At 72.9% G+C, this 13,343-nt stretch carries 14 protein-coding genes; 10 read left to right on the top strand and 4 right to left on the bottom strand.

All coding sequences use genetic code 11. The annotated features are described in order from the left end of the window. The first annotated feature begins 8 nt into the window (after positions 1–8). From ACFFCA_RS12470 to ACFFCA_RS12480, 3 genes are read left to right on the top strand one after another with little or no spacing between them, the layout of a single operon-like run. On the top strand, positions 9–1,202 hold the full coding sequence (locus ACFFCA_RS12470) for a cytidylyltransferase domain-containing protein (RefSeq protein ID WP_375485236.1): 1,194 nt from the start codon (positions 9–11) through the stop codon (positions 1,200–1,202). After that, positions 1,171–2,070 carry an N-acetylneuraminate synthase family protein gene (locus ACFFCA_RS12475; RefSeq protein ID WP_375485238.1) on the top strand — a complete coding sequence of 300 codons (900 nt, stop codon included), beginning with the start codon at positions 1,171–1,173 and terminating at the stop codon, positions 2,068–2,070. Before ACFFCA_RS12470 ends, ACFFCA_RS12475 begins: the two co-directional genes overlap by 32 nt. A 2-nt stretch (positions 2,071–2,072) precedes the next feature. Next, positions 2,073–3,101, top strand: coding sequence for a hypothetical protein (locus tag ACFFCA_RS12480; RefSeq protein WP_375485239.1), 1,029 nt, complete (start codon positions 2,073–2,075; stop codon positions 3,099–3,101). Here the strand turns inward: ACFFCA_RS12480 and ACFFCA_RS12485 are convergent. Further along, complete coding sequence (locus ACFFCA_RS12485; protein ID WP_375485241.1) at positions 3,091–3,717, bottom strand: class I SAM-dependent methyltransferase; 627 nt, start codon at positions 3,715–3,717, stop codon at positions 3,091–3,093. The two genes, ACFFCA_RS12480 and ACFFCA_RS12485, sit on opposite strands and share 11 nt — an antisense overlap. 191 nt (positions 3,718–3,908) lie before the next feature. Between ACFFCA_RS12485 and ACFFCA_RS12490 the strand changes: the two genes are divergently transcribed. Then, positions 3,909–5,126, top strand: coding sequence for a DUF222 domain-containing protein (locus ACFFCA_RS12490; RefSeq protein WP_375485243.1), 1,218 nt, complete (start codon positions 3,909–3,911; stop codon positions 5,124–5,126). Here ACFFCA_RS12490 and ACFFCA_RS12495 read toward each other — a convergent pair. Both ACFFCA_RS12495 and ACFFCA_RS12500 read right to left on the bottom strand, forming a co-directional pair. Then, entirely contained in the window at positions 5,086–6,474 is a 1,389-nt protein-coding gene (locus ACFFCA_RS12495) for a polysialyltransferase family glycosyltransferase (RefSeq protein WP_375485245.1), read from the bottom strand. The two genes, ACFFCA_RS12490 and ACFFCA_RS12495, sit on opposite strands and share 41 nt — an antisense overlap. After that, the gene (locus tag ACFFCA_RS12500) at positions 6,471–7,451 is read right to left on the bottom strand and encodes a glycosyltransferase family 2 protein (protein ID WP_375485247.1); all 981 of its coding nucleotides are present in this window, start codon (positions 7,449–7,451) and stop codon (positions 6,471–6,473) included. Before ACFFCA_RS12500 ends, ACFFCA_RS12495 begins: the two co-directional genes overlap by 4 nt. 179 nt (positions 7,452–7,630) lie before the next feature. On the opposite strand from ACFFCA_RS12500, the gene ACFFCA_RS12505 reads away from it, so the two are divergent. Continuing rightward, on the top strand, positions 7,631–8,203 hold the full coding sequence (locus ACFFCA_RS12505) for a hypothetical protein (RefSeq protein WP_375485249.1): 573 nt from the start codon (positions 7,631–7,633) through the stop codon (positions 8,201–8,203). Positions 8,204–8,234: 31 nt separating this feature from the next. Continuing rightward, complete coding sequence (locus ACFFCA_RS12510; RefSeq protein WP_375485251.1) at positions 8,235–8,903, top strand: DUF2567 domain-containing protein; 669 nt, start codon at positions 8,235–8,237, stop codon at positions 8,901–8,903. Here ACFFCA_RS12510 and ACFFCA_RS12515 read toward each other — a convergent pair. Beyond that, entirely contained in the window at positions 8,787–9,479 is a 693-nt protein-coding gene (locus ACFFCA_RS12515) for an LON peptidase substrate-binding domain-containing protein (RefSeq protein ID WP_375485253.1), read from the bottom strand. The genes ACFFCA_RS12510 and ACFFCA_RS12515 overlap by 117 nt on opposite strands. Before the next feature lie 65 nt (positions 9,480–9,544). Between ACFFCA_RS12515 and hisD the strand changes: the two genes are divergently transcribed. Genes hisD through hisH form a run of 4 tightly spaced genes read left to right on the top strand, consistent with a single transcriptional unit; the run spans position 9,545 to position 13,126 of the window. Further along, positions 9,545–10,846, top strand: coding sequence for a histidinol dehydrogenase (hisD, locus tag ACFFCA_RS12520; RefSeq protein WP_375485255.1), 1,302 nt, complete (start codon positions 9,545–9,547; stop codon positions 10,844–10,846). Then, positions 10,843–11,937: a histidinol-phosphate transaminase gene (locus ACFFCA_RS12525; protein ID WP_375485257.1), complete on the top strand. Its 1,095-nt coding sequence runs from the start codon at positions 10,843–10,845 to the stop codon at positions 11,935–11,937. The genes hisD and ACFFCA_RS12525 overlap by 4 nt, the downstream gene beginning before the upstream one ends. Next, the gene (hisB, locus tag ACFFCA_RS12530; protein ID WP_375485260.1) at positions 11,934–12,527 is read left to right on the top strand and encodes an imidazoleglycerol-phosphate dehydratase HisB; all 594 of its coding nucleotides are present in this window, start codon (positions 11,934–11,936) and stop codon (positions 12,525–12,527) included. Before ACFFCA_RS12525 ends, hisB begins: the two co-directional genes overlap by 4 nt. After that, a complete protein-coding gene (gene hisH / locus ACFFCA_RS12535) occupies positions 12,524–13,126 on the top strand; it encodes an imidazole glycerol phosphate synthase subunit HisH (protein WP_375485266.1) in 603 nt (200 codons plus the stop codon). Before hisB ends, hisH begins: the two co-directional genes overlap by 4 nt. The last annotated feature ends 217 nt before the right edge of the window (positions 13,127–13,343 follow it).

The following is a 13,343-nucleotide window of genomic DNA, read 5'->3' on the forward strand; positions in this document are numbered from 1 at the left end:
GTCTCTGCATGCCCGAACGGAGTGAGGGCATGAGCGTGGTGGCGGTGATCCCGGCGCGGGGAGGGTCGAAAGGTGTGCCCGGCAAGAACGTCGCGCTGGTCGGCGGTCGCGCGCTGGTGGCACGTGCCGTCGACGCGGCCCGGCGCGCCGAGCTCGTCGACCGGGTCCTGGTCTCGACCGACGACCGGCTGATCGCCGAGGCCGCGCGCGAGGCCGGCGCCGAGGTCGTCGTGCGTCCCGCCGAGCTGGCCTCGGACGCTGCGTCCTCGGAGTCCGCGCTGTTGCACGCGCTCGACAGCTACGCCCCCGAGGCGGTGGTCGCGGTGCTCGTGCAGTGCACGAGCCCGTTCCTCGACAGCTCGGACCTGGACGGGGTGATCCACCCCGTCCTCGACGGCGAGGCCGACAGCGCGTTCACGGCCGCACCGTCGCACGGGTTCCTGTGGCGTCCGGACGGCAGCGGCGTCAACCACGACCCCGGCCACCGTGCGCGCCGTCAGGACCGCGCCGTCGAGCTGCTCGAGACCGGAGCCGCGTACGCGATGCGGGTGAGTGGCCTGCGGTGCCAGGGTCATCGCTTCTTCGGTCGCGTGCGCCCGGTCGTGGTGGACCCGTCCCGCACGCTGGAGATCGACGAGCCGGACGACCTCGCGCGGGCCCGGTTGCTCAGCCCCTTGCTCGACCGGCCGCGCGACCCCGGGCCGGCCGATCTCGACGCAGTGGTGCTCGACTTCGACGGCACCCTCACCGACGATCGGGTGACCGTCGACCAGGACGGCCGCGAGGCGGTCACGGTGCACCGCGGCGACGGGCTCGGGGTGGCCGCGCTGCGCCGCGCAGGTCTCGACGTGCTGATCCTGTCGACGGAACGCAACCCCGTCGTGCAGGCACGGGCCCGCAAGCTCCACGTCCCCGCGCTCACCGGCATCGACCACAAGGGCGTGGCGCTGGCGCAGTGGTGCGCCGACCGCGGGCACGCCCTGCACCGCACGGCCTTCGTCGGCAACGACGTCAACGACCTGCCGTGCTTCGACCTCGTCGGCTGGCCCATCGCGGTCGCCGACGCGCATCACTCGGTACGGGCACGGGCCCGCATCGTCACGGCCGCCCCAGGTGGCCACGGCGCGGTTCGCGAAGTCGCGTCGAGAGTGCTCGGAAAGGACATCCGCGATGGATCTGAACCGCTTGCGTTACATCGGTGACCGCCCGGTCGGACCCGACCACCCCGTCTACGTCACCGGCGAGATCGGCATCAACCACAACGGCTCGCTCGAGGACGCGCTGGCCATGATCGACGTCGCCGCGACCGCCGGCTGCGACGCGGTCAAGTTCCAGAAGCGCACGCCGGAGATCTGCGTCCCCGCCGACCAGCAGGGGGTCGAGCGCGACACCCCGTGGGGCCGGATGACGTACCTGAAGTACCGGCACCGCGTCGAGTTCGGCACCGAGGAGTACGCGGCGATCGAGCGGTACTGTGCCAGCCGCGGCATGGCCTGGTTCGCGTCACCGTGGGACGTCCCCAGCGTCGACTTCCTGGAGACCTTCGACCCGCCCGCCCACAAGATCGCCTCGGCGTGCCTCACCGACGACGAGCTGCTGGCGCGGGTGCGCGACACCGGGCGCACGGTGATCCTGTCGACCGGCATGTCGTCGCTCGAGCAGATCCGGCACGCGGTCGACGTCCTGGGCCGCGAGAAGCTGATCATCTGCCACACCACCAGCTCCTACCCGGCGCCCGCCCCCGAGCTGAACCTGCGCATGATCCACACCCTGATGCACGCCTACCCCGACGTGCCGATCGGGTATTCGGGCCACGAGATCGGCCTGCAGACCACGGTCGCGGCCGTCGCGCTCGGGGCGTGTTTCGTCGAGCGGCACATCACGCTCGACCGGGCGAACTGGGGTTCCGACCAGGCCGCGTCGGTGGAACCGGGCGGCCTGCAGCGGTTGGTGCGGGACATCCGTACGGTCGAGGCCGCGCTCGGCGACGGTGTGAAGCGCGTCTACGACAGCGAGGTGCCGATCCGGGCCAAGCTGCGCCGCGTCGGTCTCGAGACGGCGGTGAGCTGACCGTGGCCATGCCCAAGACGGTCGCGCTCGTCGAGACGGCCACCCAGCTGCACAACGTCGTCGAGTGGGCGCACACGACGGGCTCCATCGACGACGTCCGCGTCGACGTGCTGGCCCCCACGGACCGGCAGTCGCTGCGTCAGCTGTTCCGCGTGGCGGCTCTGGCGCGGGGGATGGGTGTCGACGTGCGTCACCGCTCGGTGCGGGCGCGCAACTCGGCGGCGTTCACCGGCGCGGCAGCCGTGGCCCACGACGTCCGCACCGCGGACCGGCTGGTGCTCGGCGACCCGTTCTCGCGCTACATCCAGAGCCTCCTGCCGCTCGTGCGTGCCGACCACCTCGTCGCCGTGGACGACGGCACCGCGACGTGGGAGTTCGTGGCCTGCCTCGACGCGAACAAGCCGATGGTCCGGTGGCGCAAGCCGCTGCAGGGACGGATGGCGCTCGAGGCGCGAGCCACGAAGCTGCTGACGCCGAGCGTCCGACGGCGCCTGACGGTGTTCAGCTGCCTGCGCGACGCGACGCCGCTCGGCGCGACGCGGGTGGACAACCGCTACTCGTGGGCGCGGGCCTGGCGCACGCCGGACATCGTCGACGACCGCGTCGACGTCCTCGGCATCTCGCTGGTGGACAGTGGCCTCATCGACCGGCGTGCGTACGTCGACGCGGTCGCGACGCTGGTCCGCCGGCACGCCCCGGTGCGGTACTTCGCGCACCGGCGCGAGTCGGACTCGCTCGTGGCCGAGATCGACACGCTGCCGGGTGTCACGGTCGTCCGCGCCGACCTGCCCGCGGAACTCGCGCTGCGCAAGGGTCCGGTGTCGCGCCGGGTGATCACGTTCCCGTCGACCGCGTCGCACACCCTGCCGGTGGTCCTGGGGGACCTCATGCGTGACGAGGGCGTGCGCATCGACGTGCGTCCGGTCGATCCGTCGTGGTTCACGCCGTCGGCGACGAGCCACGCGCGGGACTTCGTCGCGCACATCGCGGCGGTCGCCCCGCGGGACCCCCGGGTGGGCGTCACGACCTGACAGACCAGAACGCCTGGTGGCCGCCGTCGCCCTCGGGCACGAACCAGCTGTCGACCACGTGCCACCCGGCGGCGGCCAGCCATCGTCGGTAGGTCGACGCGTCGGGATGACTCCACCACATCGATGCGGCGCCACCCAGCCAGTTCTCCTCCGTGCCTGTCCAGGCCGTGGCTCCCGCGACGAGCAAGCACTGTCCGCCCGGCTTCGTCCATCGGGCCAGGTCCGCGAGCAGGGCGGGCTGACGGGACAACGGGATGTGGATCACCGAGTACAACGCGAGCACCGCGTCGAACGTCGCGGGAGGCCAACGGAGGTCGGTGATGTCGCCCCTGACGAACGCCGCGCCGGGGACCAGTGCGCGGGCCCGCCGGATCTGCGTGTCACTGAGGTCGACGCCGGTGACCTGGAACCCGTCGTCGACCAGCCGCCTTGCCACAGGAATGCCGTTGCCGCACCCGACGTCGAGCACGTGCGCGCCGACGGGGAGTGCAGCGACCAGGCGTTCCAGCCGAGTTGCGTACTGCGGACCCACCGGGTCGGCATCGCCTCGGTAGAGGTAGGACAGGACGTCGTAGCCGTGGCGTACTGCGTCGACGTGTTCGGAATCGTGAGTCACGAAACCTTCGTACCTCTCCGGGACGGTTACCGGCTCTCGATTTTGAGGGCCGCGGCTCGCCGCGGAAACTGTCGGACCCCTCGGGCAGGGTCTGCATTGTGGACGGGGTTGCGAGTGACGAACTGGCGGTGATGTCGGCTGCTCTGCGCGCGGTGGAGCCGGCGGCCGATGATGCGGCTCTAGTCGACCAGTTGCGTCTGTTGGAGGAGCTGAAGGCTGCTGCTGCAGCGGCGCAGGCCGCGGTGACGGCGGCGTTCGCCTTGTCCCGACGCGCGGCTGCGGCGGGGGAGCCAACCGACCGGCAGGATCGGGGCATCGCCGGGCAGGTGGCGTTGGCGCGACGGGTCTCGCCGTGGCAGGCCCGCCGCTACGTCGGCTGGTGTGCGGTGCTGACTCGGGAGCTGCCGACCACCTTCGCCGAGCTTCGGGCGGGACGGGTCTCGGAGTGGCGGGCAATGCTCGTGGCCCGGGAGACGCTGTTCCTGTCCCGGGAGGACCGCGCGCTGGTGGATGCCGAACTGGCCACACGGTTGTCCGGGTGGGGTGATCGTCGGGTCGAGGTCGAGGCGCGGAGGGCTGCCTACCGGCTCGACCCGGCCGGTTTCGTGGAGCGCTCCCGCGCGGCCGTGAACGACCGGCGGGTCTCGGTGCGGCCGGCGGCCGACACGATGTGCCGGCTGACCGCGTTGCTGCCCGTCGCCCAAGGCGTCGCGGCGTATGCGGCGTTGGGTCGGCACGCCGATCTGAAGGCGGCGGGCGGTGACGAGCGCGGGCGGGGGCAGGTCATGGCCGACACCCTGGTCGAACGGCTCACCGGCCAGGCCACCGCCGGCGCGGTGCCGGTCGAGATCGAGCTGGTCATGACCGACCGCGCCCTGCTCGCCGGTGACCACGAGCCTGCCGAACTCGTCGGGCACGGCCCGATCCCCGCCGACCTGGCCCGCGAGCTGGCCCTGGGTGACACCGACGCGCCGCGGTGGCTACGCCGACTGTTCCGCCACCCGGGCAACGGTGAGCTGGCCGCGATGGAGACCCGCGCCCGCACCTTCACCGCCAATCAGCGGCGCTTCGTCCGGCTCCGCGACCTGGGCCGCTGCCGCACCCCCTGGTGCGATGCGTTGATCAGGCACACGGACCACGTTCGCGGTTGGGCCTGCGACGGCCGCACCACCATCGCCAACGCCGCCGGCACCTGCGAGGCCTGCAACTACGCCAAACAGGCACCCGGCTGGTCGGCCCGCGCCGACGGCGTCATCACGACCACCACCCCCACCGGGCACCGGTATGCAAGTCACAGTCCCGACCCACCCGGCACAGACCCGCCCGGTAGCGATCCGCCACAGACAATCGTGCGCACCCGGACGCGCGTCATCGACTTGGTGTACCACCACGTGCCGCACGTCGCGTGACGTCCACCCGGGCGCGGAACGCGCGCGCCCGCCGCAGGCCGCCCCGCGTCGCGTCCCAGTGAGCGATGCGGGAGTCGGCCAACCGCGTGCGCGCGCGACTCGTGGGTGCCAGGCCGGTCGCGCGCAGCCGACGTCGCGTGAAGTAGCGCGTCGAGCCGTGCCGCGCCAGCCACCGTTCCGCGGCAGGTCGCAGCTCCGGCAACATCGTCGGCTGCATGCAGAAGCTGACCGCCTCGACGAGTTCGGTGAGGTCGGCGGCGGCCATCTCGGCACCCGTTGTCGTGCCGTCCTGGTTCAGCCGGGGTACGACGGCGTCCACGATGGTCACCGGGATCCGGTTGCTGTTCTGGTACGGCGTCAGCGCGTCGAGCACCTGCCGCGCGCCCATCGTCGCCACCTCCAGGCCGAACAGGCTCCGGGCCGTGAGCAGCGCGGTCGAGAAGCAGCCGACGACGAGGTCGGGCCGTCCCTCGGCGAAGCACAGCTCGGCCGGCAGGTACGGCGGCACGACGGTCAACCGGACGCCGGCCTCCGCCGCGGCCGCCCGCACCGTGCCCGCCTGGGCGCGGTCGGCGGCCGGGTGGGCCTTGAACAGCACCTGGCGGTGACCGGCCCGGGCGGCGGCTCGCACCATGTCGGCGTACAGCGTGGCCTCCTGCGCCGGCGTCATGATGTCCAGCGCGGACAGGTACTGGCCCAGCACGAGGGCGCCGCCGCGCGGCAACGACACGACGGCGTCGGCGAGGGCCGGAACAGACGTGGCCTCCGCCATCACCTTGAGCACCGGCTCGTCCGGCAATGCGTCGGTGTCCACGCCCTCCTCGCGCAGCAGGACCGGTCGCAGGGCCGGCACCAGGTCGAGGTACAGCACGCGCCGCATCCGCGAACCCAGCTCGCCGGGCAGGTGGTTGCGGGTCGGCCCGTAGCTCATCAGCCCGTCGCTGACGACGCTGACGGGGCAGTCACGCAGCAGCGTCGCCACGGCCCGCGCCGGTGCCACCGCGATCGATTCGACGACCAGCTCGCCCGGCGGCTCCTCGAGACCGAGGTGCGCGAGCAGCGCGCGCGCCAGCATCGGTACCTCGACGTCGCGCGGCGACCAGGCCGACGGGTGCAGCGGGGCGATGAGGTCGTTCCACGACACGACGCGGTCGACCCGATCACGGAGCACGGCGAAGCCGGGTGACTGCGCCAGCGACGTGCCGATCTCGGGTGCCGGCCCGTTGTCGGACACGATCACCACCCGCCGGTCGCCGGCCCCGAAGCGGCCGGCGTCGATGCCCGCGGCGATGGTCATCGCGCTGAGTAGCGTCGAGCAGTAGAAGACCTGGGTCGTCGGCGCGCTCATCGCCGCAGTCCTGCTCGCAGCGGACTGCTCGCGGGCACGACCGTCCGCAGCGCGGCGGCTCGCTCGCCCCGCACGACGATCCCGGCGAGCTGCTCCGGTGGCAGGGCGGCCAGCGCGGATCGCGCACGCGCACGGAAACGGGCCGCGAGCGCCCGTTCGTAGCGCGGCAGCAGGGTGAGGTGGTGCCCGAGGATGGCGACGAACTGCCGGGTCGCCTTCGGCAGGAAGCGCGCGGCCTGCGGGTCGGCCGTGACCTCGCGCAGGACCTGGTCGTAGGCGCGGAAGAAGTCCAGTTGGCGCTCGTCGCCGACCTGGGTCAGCGACGTGGTGACCAGCCGCCGGTAGAACAGCCCGGCGAGCGACACCACGGCGTACGAGCGCAGCTCGCGGTGCAGGCGCCAGATCCACGGACGGTCCTCGGCCGTGCGCAGGCCGGACGGGAACGTCAGCAGGTCGCCCAGGCTGCGGCGGTAGACGCCGGCCCACGCGTACGGGTAGTCGACCATGCTGCGCCGGTTCGCCGGCAGGATGCTCTCGCGGGGGTCGAGCACCGTGTTCCGCATCCCCTGCGGGGCCCAGTGCGTGGCCCGCGCGCGGCCCTCGACCTGCACGTGGTCGACACGGACGAAGTCGCAACCGAGCCTGTCGATGGCATCGACCAGCTGCGGCAGGTACCCGGGGGCCAGCCAGTCGTCGCCGTCGAGGTAGGTGACGAACCGACCCTCGGCCGCGGCCAGGCCGACGTTGCGGGCGTCGGCCAGGCCATGTGCGTGTTCGTGGGTGATGACGCGCGTCCCTGGCAGGCGGGGTGCCGCCTCGGCGACGATCTCCGGCGTGGCGTCGTCCGAGCCGTCGTCGATGACGATGAGCTCGATGTCGGGTCGAAGATTGGCCACCACCGAGCGCAACGTCTGGCCGATGTAGGGCTCGGCGTTCAGGACGGGCAGCACGACGGACAGGTTGGGCGTGCCGGTCATGCGGCGACGCAGTCGGAGCGCGACGGAACGGGACGGCCTTCGGCGCTCGGAGCGCAGCGGGGGGCGGGCATGACCAGCATGGTCCGAGGCCCGGATGAGCGGGCGGTGAACACGGGATGGACGGCACGCCGCCACCTCACCGGGCCGAGCCCACACGGTGCGTCGGTAACCTCGCTCCCATGGAACCGGCCGTACCCGATCGACCCGACGGCGACGCTTTCTACAGCGCCGACGAGGTGGGCTCCTTCGAGCAGGGCAACGAGTTCAGCCGGTGGGCCCTGGCCCGCTACATCGTCGGTCGGGTGATCCTCGAGCGCGTCAGCTGGGCGCTGCTGGTCCTCGCGCTCGTGCTGGTCGCGCTCGCCGCCGTGTCGCAGTGGGTCCTGCACTCGACGCTGCTGGCCGTCCTGCTCGTCGTCCTCGCGATCGGCGTGTACGCCATGCGCGGGCTGCTGCGCCTGGTCCTGCGGCGGCTGATGAACGCCAAGGCCTACGGGCCGATGGAGCATCGGGTGTCCGAGATCGTCAACGGCGCCAGCGCAGGCGTGTTCCGCGAGCTGCGGCGCGTCGGCCTGCCCGGCCGGGTCATCACCCTGCCGCTGCTCATCGTGCGGCTGGTGGGGCGGCGTCGGGCCGACACCATGGCGCGGATCCGCCGCTTCGAGGTCGACCGCGCCGTACCGAAGGCGAGCCGCGACGAGCTCTACCTCGTCCTGCGCCAATCGGTGGGCCGCGTGCCCCCGAGCACCTGACCCGCCCACGCGCGCTGGCAGACTGGCGTCCGTGAGCGCCCCGTCCACCCGCACCGACGTCCTGCGCGCCGGCTTGCTGGTGCTCGTGCTGGCCGCGGTCGGGGCACTGGCCGGGCTCGTCTGGTCCGGGTGGAGCCCGAGGGGCCCCCGGGCGCTCGTGCTGCACCCGGGCGTCTACGTGCCCGACGAGACCGAGGCGTTCGTCGCCGGCGACGGTCGGTTCCTGGTCATCGCGGCCGTGCTCGGGCTGGTGGCCGGCCTCGCGATGTGGTTCCTGCGCCCGATGCGGGGCGTCGCCACCGCCCTGGCCCTCGCCGTCGGTGGGGTGGCCGGATCGCTGCTCACCATGGCCGTCGGTCACCTCACCGGCGGCGGCGACGGCACCGGCCGGGCCATCCCCGACAGCTCCGAACGGTTCAGCGACCAGCTGCCGCTGACCGTGCACGCCCACGGCCTGCTGGTCGTGCAGGCCGCGGTGTCGGTGCTGGTGTTCGGGATGCTGGTGGCCTTCGCCGCCCGGGACGACCTCGGCCGTCCCGACCCGGTCCACGACGCCGTGGTGGCCGCGAGGCAGCCACCCGAGTCAGTTGCTGCCGGCGCCCATCCGCAGTACGGCGGGGGATACGGCGATGCTGCGCGTCCCCTGCAGCAGGGCGATCTCCCGCCGCAGCAACCGGGCCAGCCGGGTCAACCGTTCTGACGTGCTGAGGTCTCCGAGCAGGGCCTGCTTCTCTGCCGGCGGGAGCGGCAGCCGCGCCGCGATCTGGTAGGCGAGCATGCTCGCGTCGTTGGGCAGTTCCGAACCGGTGCCCCGCCCGGCCAGGCGCAGCAGGTAGGAGTCGTAGACGTCCATGAGCTCGCGGGCCCGAACCTCCTGCGCACGCGTCAGGCCGCCGTCCGACTCGTCGAGGAAGGTGACCTCCGCACGCAGGTAGGGCTTGCCGGTGGGCACCAGCGCCTCGACCGTGAACCGCCGGGTGCCCACCGCCAGCAGGTCGGCGGCGCCGTCGGGCTCGCGCTCGATCTCGAGGATCTCGGCCAGTGTGCCCACCCGCTCGACGTCGGGTGCGTCGCCGCGCGCGGCCACACCGGGGTTCTCGGCCTCGGTCCCGGTGCGCAGGGCGACGACCCCGAACACCGGTCCGTCCGGGGTCTCGGCGATGTCGTCGAGCAGCTGCCGGTACCGCTGCTCGAAGATGTGCAGCGGCAGCGGCATGCCGGGCAGCAGGACGTGGCTGAGCGGGAACAACGGGATCAGTGCGTGCTCGGGCGCCACCCCCTCACGCTAGACGCCGGTCACAAGGCGGACCCGGTGCAGCGCGGGCCCGTAAACTCGGCCCTGTGCTACGCCGCCTGGATCTGACGACCGCAGCCTCCGCCGACCTGCGCCGCGTGCTCCCGCGCGCCCGGGTCGACGTGCATGCCGCGCTCGAGGCCGTCACCCCGTTGATCGCGGACGTAGCGGCACGCGGCTACCCGGCGGTACGCGACGCGACGCTGCGCTTCGACGGCGTCGACGTGCCCGAGCCCAGGGTTCCCGACGCCGCCCTCGGCGAGGCCCTGGACCGTCTCGACCCGACCGTGCGCGACGCGCTGGCCGAGTCGATCCGCCGCGCCCGCATCGTCCACGAGGCACAGCGGCGCGAGGTCGTCGACGTGCAGGTCGTCCCCGGCGGCACGGTCACCGAGCGGTGGGTGCCGGTCGCGCGGGTCGGGCTGTACGTGCCGGGCGGGCTGGCCGTCTACCCCTCCAGCGTCGTCATGAACGTCGTCCCGGCCCAGGTGGCGGGCGTCGGCTCGATCGCGGTGTTCTCGCCCGCCCAGAAGGAGTTCGGTGGCCGGCCGCACCCGACCATCCTGGCGGCGTGCGCCCTGCTCGGGGTCGACGAGGTGTACGCGGTCGGCGGCGCGCAGGCCGTGGCGCTCGCCGCCTACGGCGACGTGTCGCTTGGCATCGAGCCCGTCGATGTCGTCACCGGCCCCGGCAACATCTACGTCGCCGCGGCCAAGCGCGTCGTGCGCGGCATCGTCGGCATCGACTCCGAGGCCGGGCCCACGGAGATCGCGGTGCTCGCCGACGCCACCGCCGACCCGTCGCACGTCGCCGCCGACCTCATCAGCCAGGCCGAGCACGACACCCTTGCCGCGTCAGTACTGGTCACCGACTCCACCGAGCTCGCCGACGCCGTCGACGCCGAGGTCGAGCGGCAGGTGGCGGCGACCAAGCACACCGACCGCGTGCGCACCGCCCTGACCGGCGAGCAGTCGGCCGTCGTGCTCGTCACCGACCTCGAACAGGGTCTGGCGGTGGTCGACGCCTACGCCGCCGAACACCTCGAGGTCATCACCGTCGACGCCCGCGCGTGGGCGGAACGCGTGCGCAACGCCGGTTGCATCTTCGTCGGCCCGCACGCCCCGGTGTCGCTCGGCGACTACTGCGCGGGTTCCAACCACGTGCTGCCGACGGGCGGCACCGGCCGCCACGCGTCCGGGTTGTCGGTGCAGTCGTTCCTCAAGGGCATCCACCTCGTCGAGTACGACGCCGCCGCCCTGGCCGAGGTCGCGCCGCACGTCATCGCGCTGGCCGAGGCCGAGGACCTGCCCGCGCACGGCGCCGCCGTCGCCGTGCGCGTCACCTCATGACCGAGGCCCTTCCGCTGCGTCCTGAGCTCGTCGGCGAGCTGCCCTACGGCGCGCCGCAGCTCGACGTGCCGGTCGCGCTTAACACCAACGAGAATCCGTACCCGCCGTCCGAGGCCACCGTCGCCGACATGGCCGCGGCGGTCGCGGACGCGGCACGCAGCCTGAACCGCTACCCCGACCGGGACGCGCTCAACCTGCGCACCGATCTCGCCGCCTACCTCTCCACGGACGGCGGGGCCGAGCTCGGGGTCGACCAGGTGTGGGCCGCGAACGGTTCCAACGAGATCATGCTGCAGCTGCTGATGGCCTTCGGTGGGCCGGACCGCACCGCGGTGTCGTTCGCGCCGACGTACTCGATGTATCCCGAGTACGCACGCGACACCCACACCCGGTGGGTGGTCGGCCGCCGTCGTGACGACTTCGGCATCGACCTGCCGCACGCCCTCGACGTCATCGCCGAGCACCGGCCGTCGGTCGTGCTGCTCGCCTCGCCGAACAACCCGACGGGCACCGCGCTGGGCCTCGCCGACGTCGAGGCCATCCTCGCGGCCGCCCCCGGCGTGGTGGTGGTCGACGAGGCGTACGGCGAGTTCCGCCGCGCCGGTGTGCCCAGCGCGGTGTCGTTGCTGCCCGCCCACCCCCGCCTGGTGGTCACCCGCACCATGTCGAAGGCGTTCGCGCTCGCCGGCGGCCGCCTGGGTTATCTCGCCGCGTCGTCGGCAGTGGTCGACGCCGTACGCATCGTCCGGTTGCCGTACCACCTGTCGTCGGTCACCCAGGCCGTGGCGCGGGTGGCACTGGCACACGCCGGCGAGATGCTCGCCGCGGTCGACGAACTGCGGGCCGAACGCGATCGCACGCAGGAGTGGTTGGTGGGCCTCGGGCTGCACGCCGCGCCGTCGGACGCCAACTTCGTGCTCTTCGGCGTCTTCGGTGACCGGCACCGCGTGTGGCAGGGCCTGCTCGACCGGGGCGTGCTGATCCGCGAGACTGGACCCGACGGGTGGCTGCGGGTGTCCATCGGCACGCCTACCGAGATGGCGTCGTTCCGCACGGCTCTGACCGCGATACTGACGGAGGTTCCCGCATGAGCAGGTTCGGACGCGTCGAGCGCTCGACGACCGAGACCAAGGTGCTCGTCGAGATCGATCTCGACGGCACCGGGCGCACCGACGTCTCGACGGGGGTGGGCTTCTACGACCACATGCTCACCTCGTTCGGCCGGCACGGGCTGTTCGACCTCACCGTCCAGGTCGAGGGCGACCTGCACATCGACGCGCACCACACCGTCGAGGACACCGCCATCGCGCTGGGCCAGGCGTTCGCGCAGGCCGCCGGCGACAAGGCCGGCACGCGCCGCTTCGGCGACGCCAGCATCCCGATGGACGAGTGCCTCGTGCACGCCGCCGTCGACCTGTCGGGCCGCCCGTACCTCGTGCACAACGAGCCCGACGGCGCGCCGCCGATGATCGGCACCCAGTACGCCACCACGCTGACCCGGCACGTCTTCGAGTCCTTCGTGTACCACTCCGCCATCGCGCTGCACGTCACCGTGCACGCCGGGCGTGACTGGCACCACGTCACCGAGGCCCAGTACAAGGCGGTGGCGCGGGCACTGCGCGCGGCCGTCGAACTCGATCCGCGCGTCCAGGGCATCCCGTCCACCAAGGGTGTGCTCTGACCACGGTCGTCGTGCTCGACTACGGGTCGGGCAACCTGCGCTCGGCCCAGCGGGCACTCGAGCGGGTCGGCGCCGACGTGACGGTCACGTCCGACGCGTCCGCCGCCGTCGAGGCCGACGGCCTGGTCGTGCCCGGGGTCGGTGCGTTCGCGGCGTGCATGGCCGGGCTGCGCGGTGTCGGGGCGGCCGACGTGCTAACCGCCCGACTTCGCGACGAGCGTCCCGTGCTGGGCATCTGTGTGGGCATGCAAGTGCTGTTCGACGCCGGCGTCGAGCACGGGGTCGAGTCGGCCGGGCTCGGGGTGCTGCCCGGACGGGTCGAGGCGCTGCGGGCCCCCGTGCGCCCGCACATGGGGTGGAACACCGTCGAGGCGCCGAAGGAGTCGGCGCTGTTCGCCGGCCTCGACGCCGGCACCCGCTTCTACTTCGTGCACTCCTACGCGGTGCACGAGACCAGCGGGCTGGTCGCCCGCACCACGCACGGCGAGCCGTTCGTGTCCGCCGTCGAGCGCGGGGCCGTCAGCGCCACCCAGTTCCACCCCGAGAAGTCCGGCGACGCCGGCGCCGCGCTGCTCGAGAACTGGCTCAAGACCGTCTGACGGGCGCCGAGTCGTCACCTGCGCGGCGAGTGGTCGGCTGCAGGTGACCACTCGCCGCACAGGTGACCACTCGAGGCAGGCAGGATGAGCGCATGGCCAAGCAGCGGCAGGTGGCACGGGCCGAGCGCGAGGCTGCCGCGGCGGCCCGGGCCGAGGCCGATCGCGCCGCCGCCGCACGCCGGGCATTGGCGGGCGCTTGGGTCGGGAGCCACAGCTC

This window comes from uncultured Jatrophihabitans sp., assembly GCF_964252635.1.
GTDB lineage: Bacteria > Actinomycetota > Actinomycetes > Mycobacteriales > Jatrophihabitantaceae > Jatrophihabitans.

Bases quoted from the DNA above. Each gene is read 5' to 3' on its own strand.
- ACFFCA_RS12470 (WP_375485236.1), top strand. From the start codon at position 9: ATGCCCGAACGGAGTGAGGGCATGAGCGTGGTGGCGGTGATCCCGGCG.
- ACFFCA_RS12475 (WP_375485238.1), top strand. From the start codon at position 1,171: ATGGATCTGAACCGCTTGCGTTACATCGGTGACCGCCCGGTCGGACCC.
- ACFFCA_RS12495 (WP_375485245.1), bottom strand. From the start codon at position 6,474: ATGAGCGCGCCGACGACCCAGGTCTTCTACTGCTCGACGCTACTCAGC.
- ACFFCA_RS12500 (WP_375485247.1), bottom strand. From the start codon at position 7,451: ATGACCGGCACGCCCAACCTGTCCGTCGTGCTGCCCGTCCTGAACGCC.
- ACFFCA_RS12505 (WP_375485249.1), top strand. From the start codon at position 7,631: ATGGAACCGGCCGTACCCGATCGACCCGACGGCGACGCTTTCTACAGC.
- ACFFCA_RS12525 (WP_375485257.1), top strand. From the start codon at position 10,843: ATGACCGAGGCCCTTCCGCTGCGTCCTGAGCTCGTCGGCGAGCTGCCC.
- hisB (WP_375485260.1), top strand. From the start codon at position 11,934: ATGAGCAGGTTCGGACGCGTCGAGCGCTCGACGACCGAGACCAAGGTG.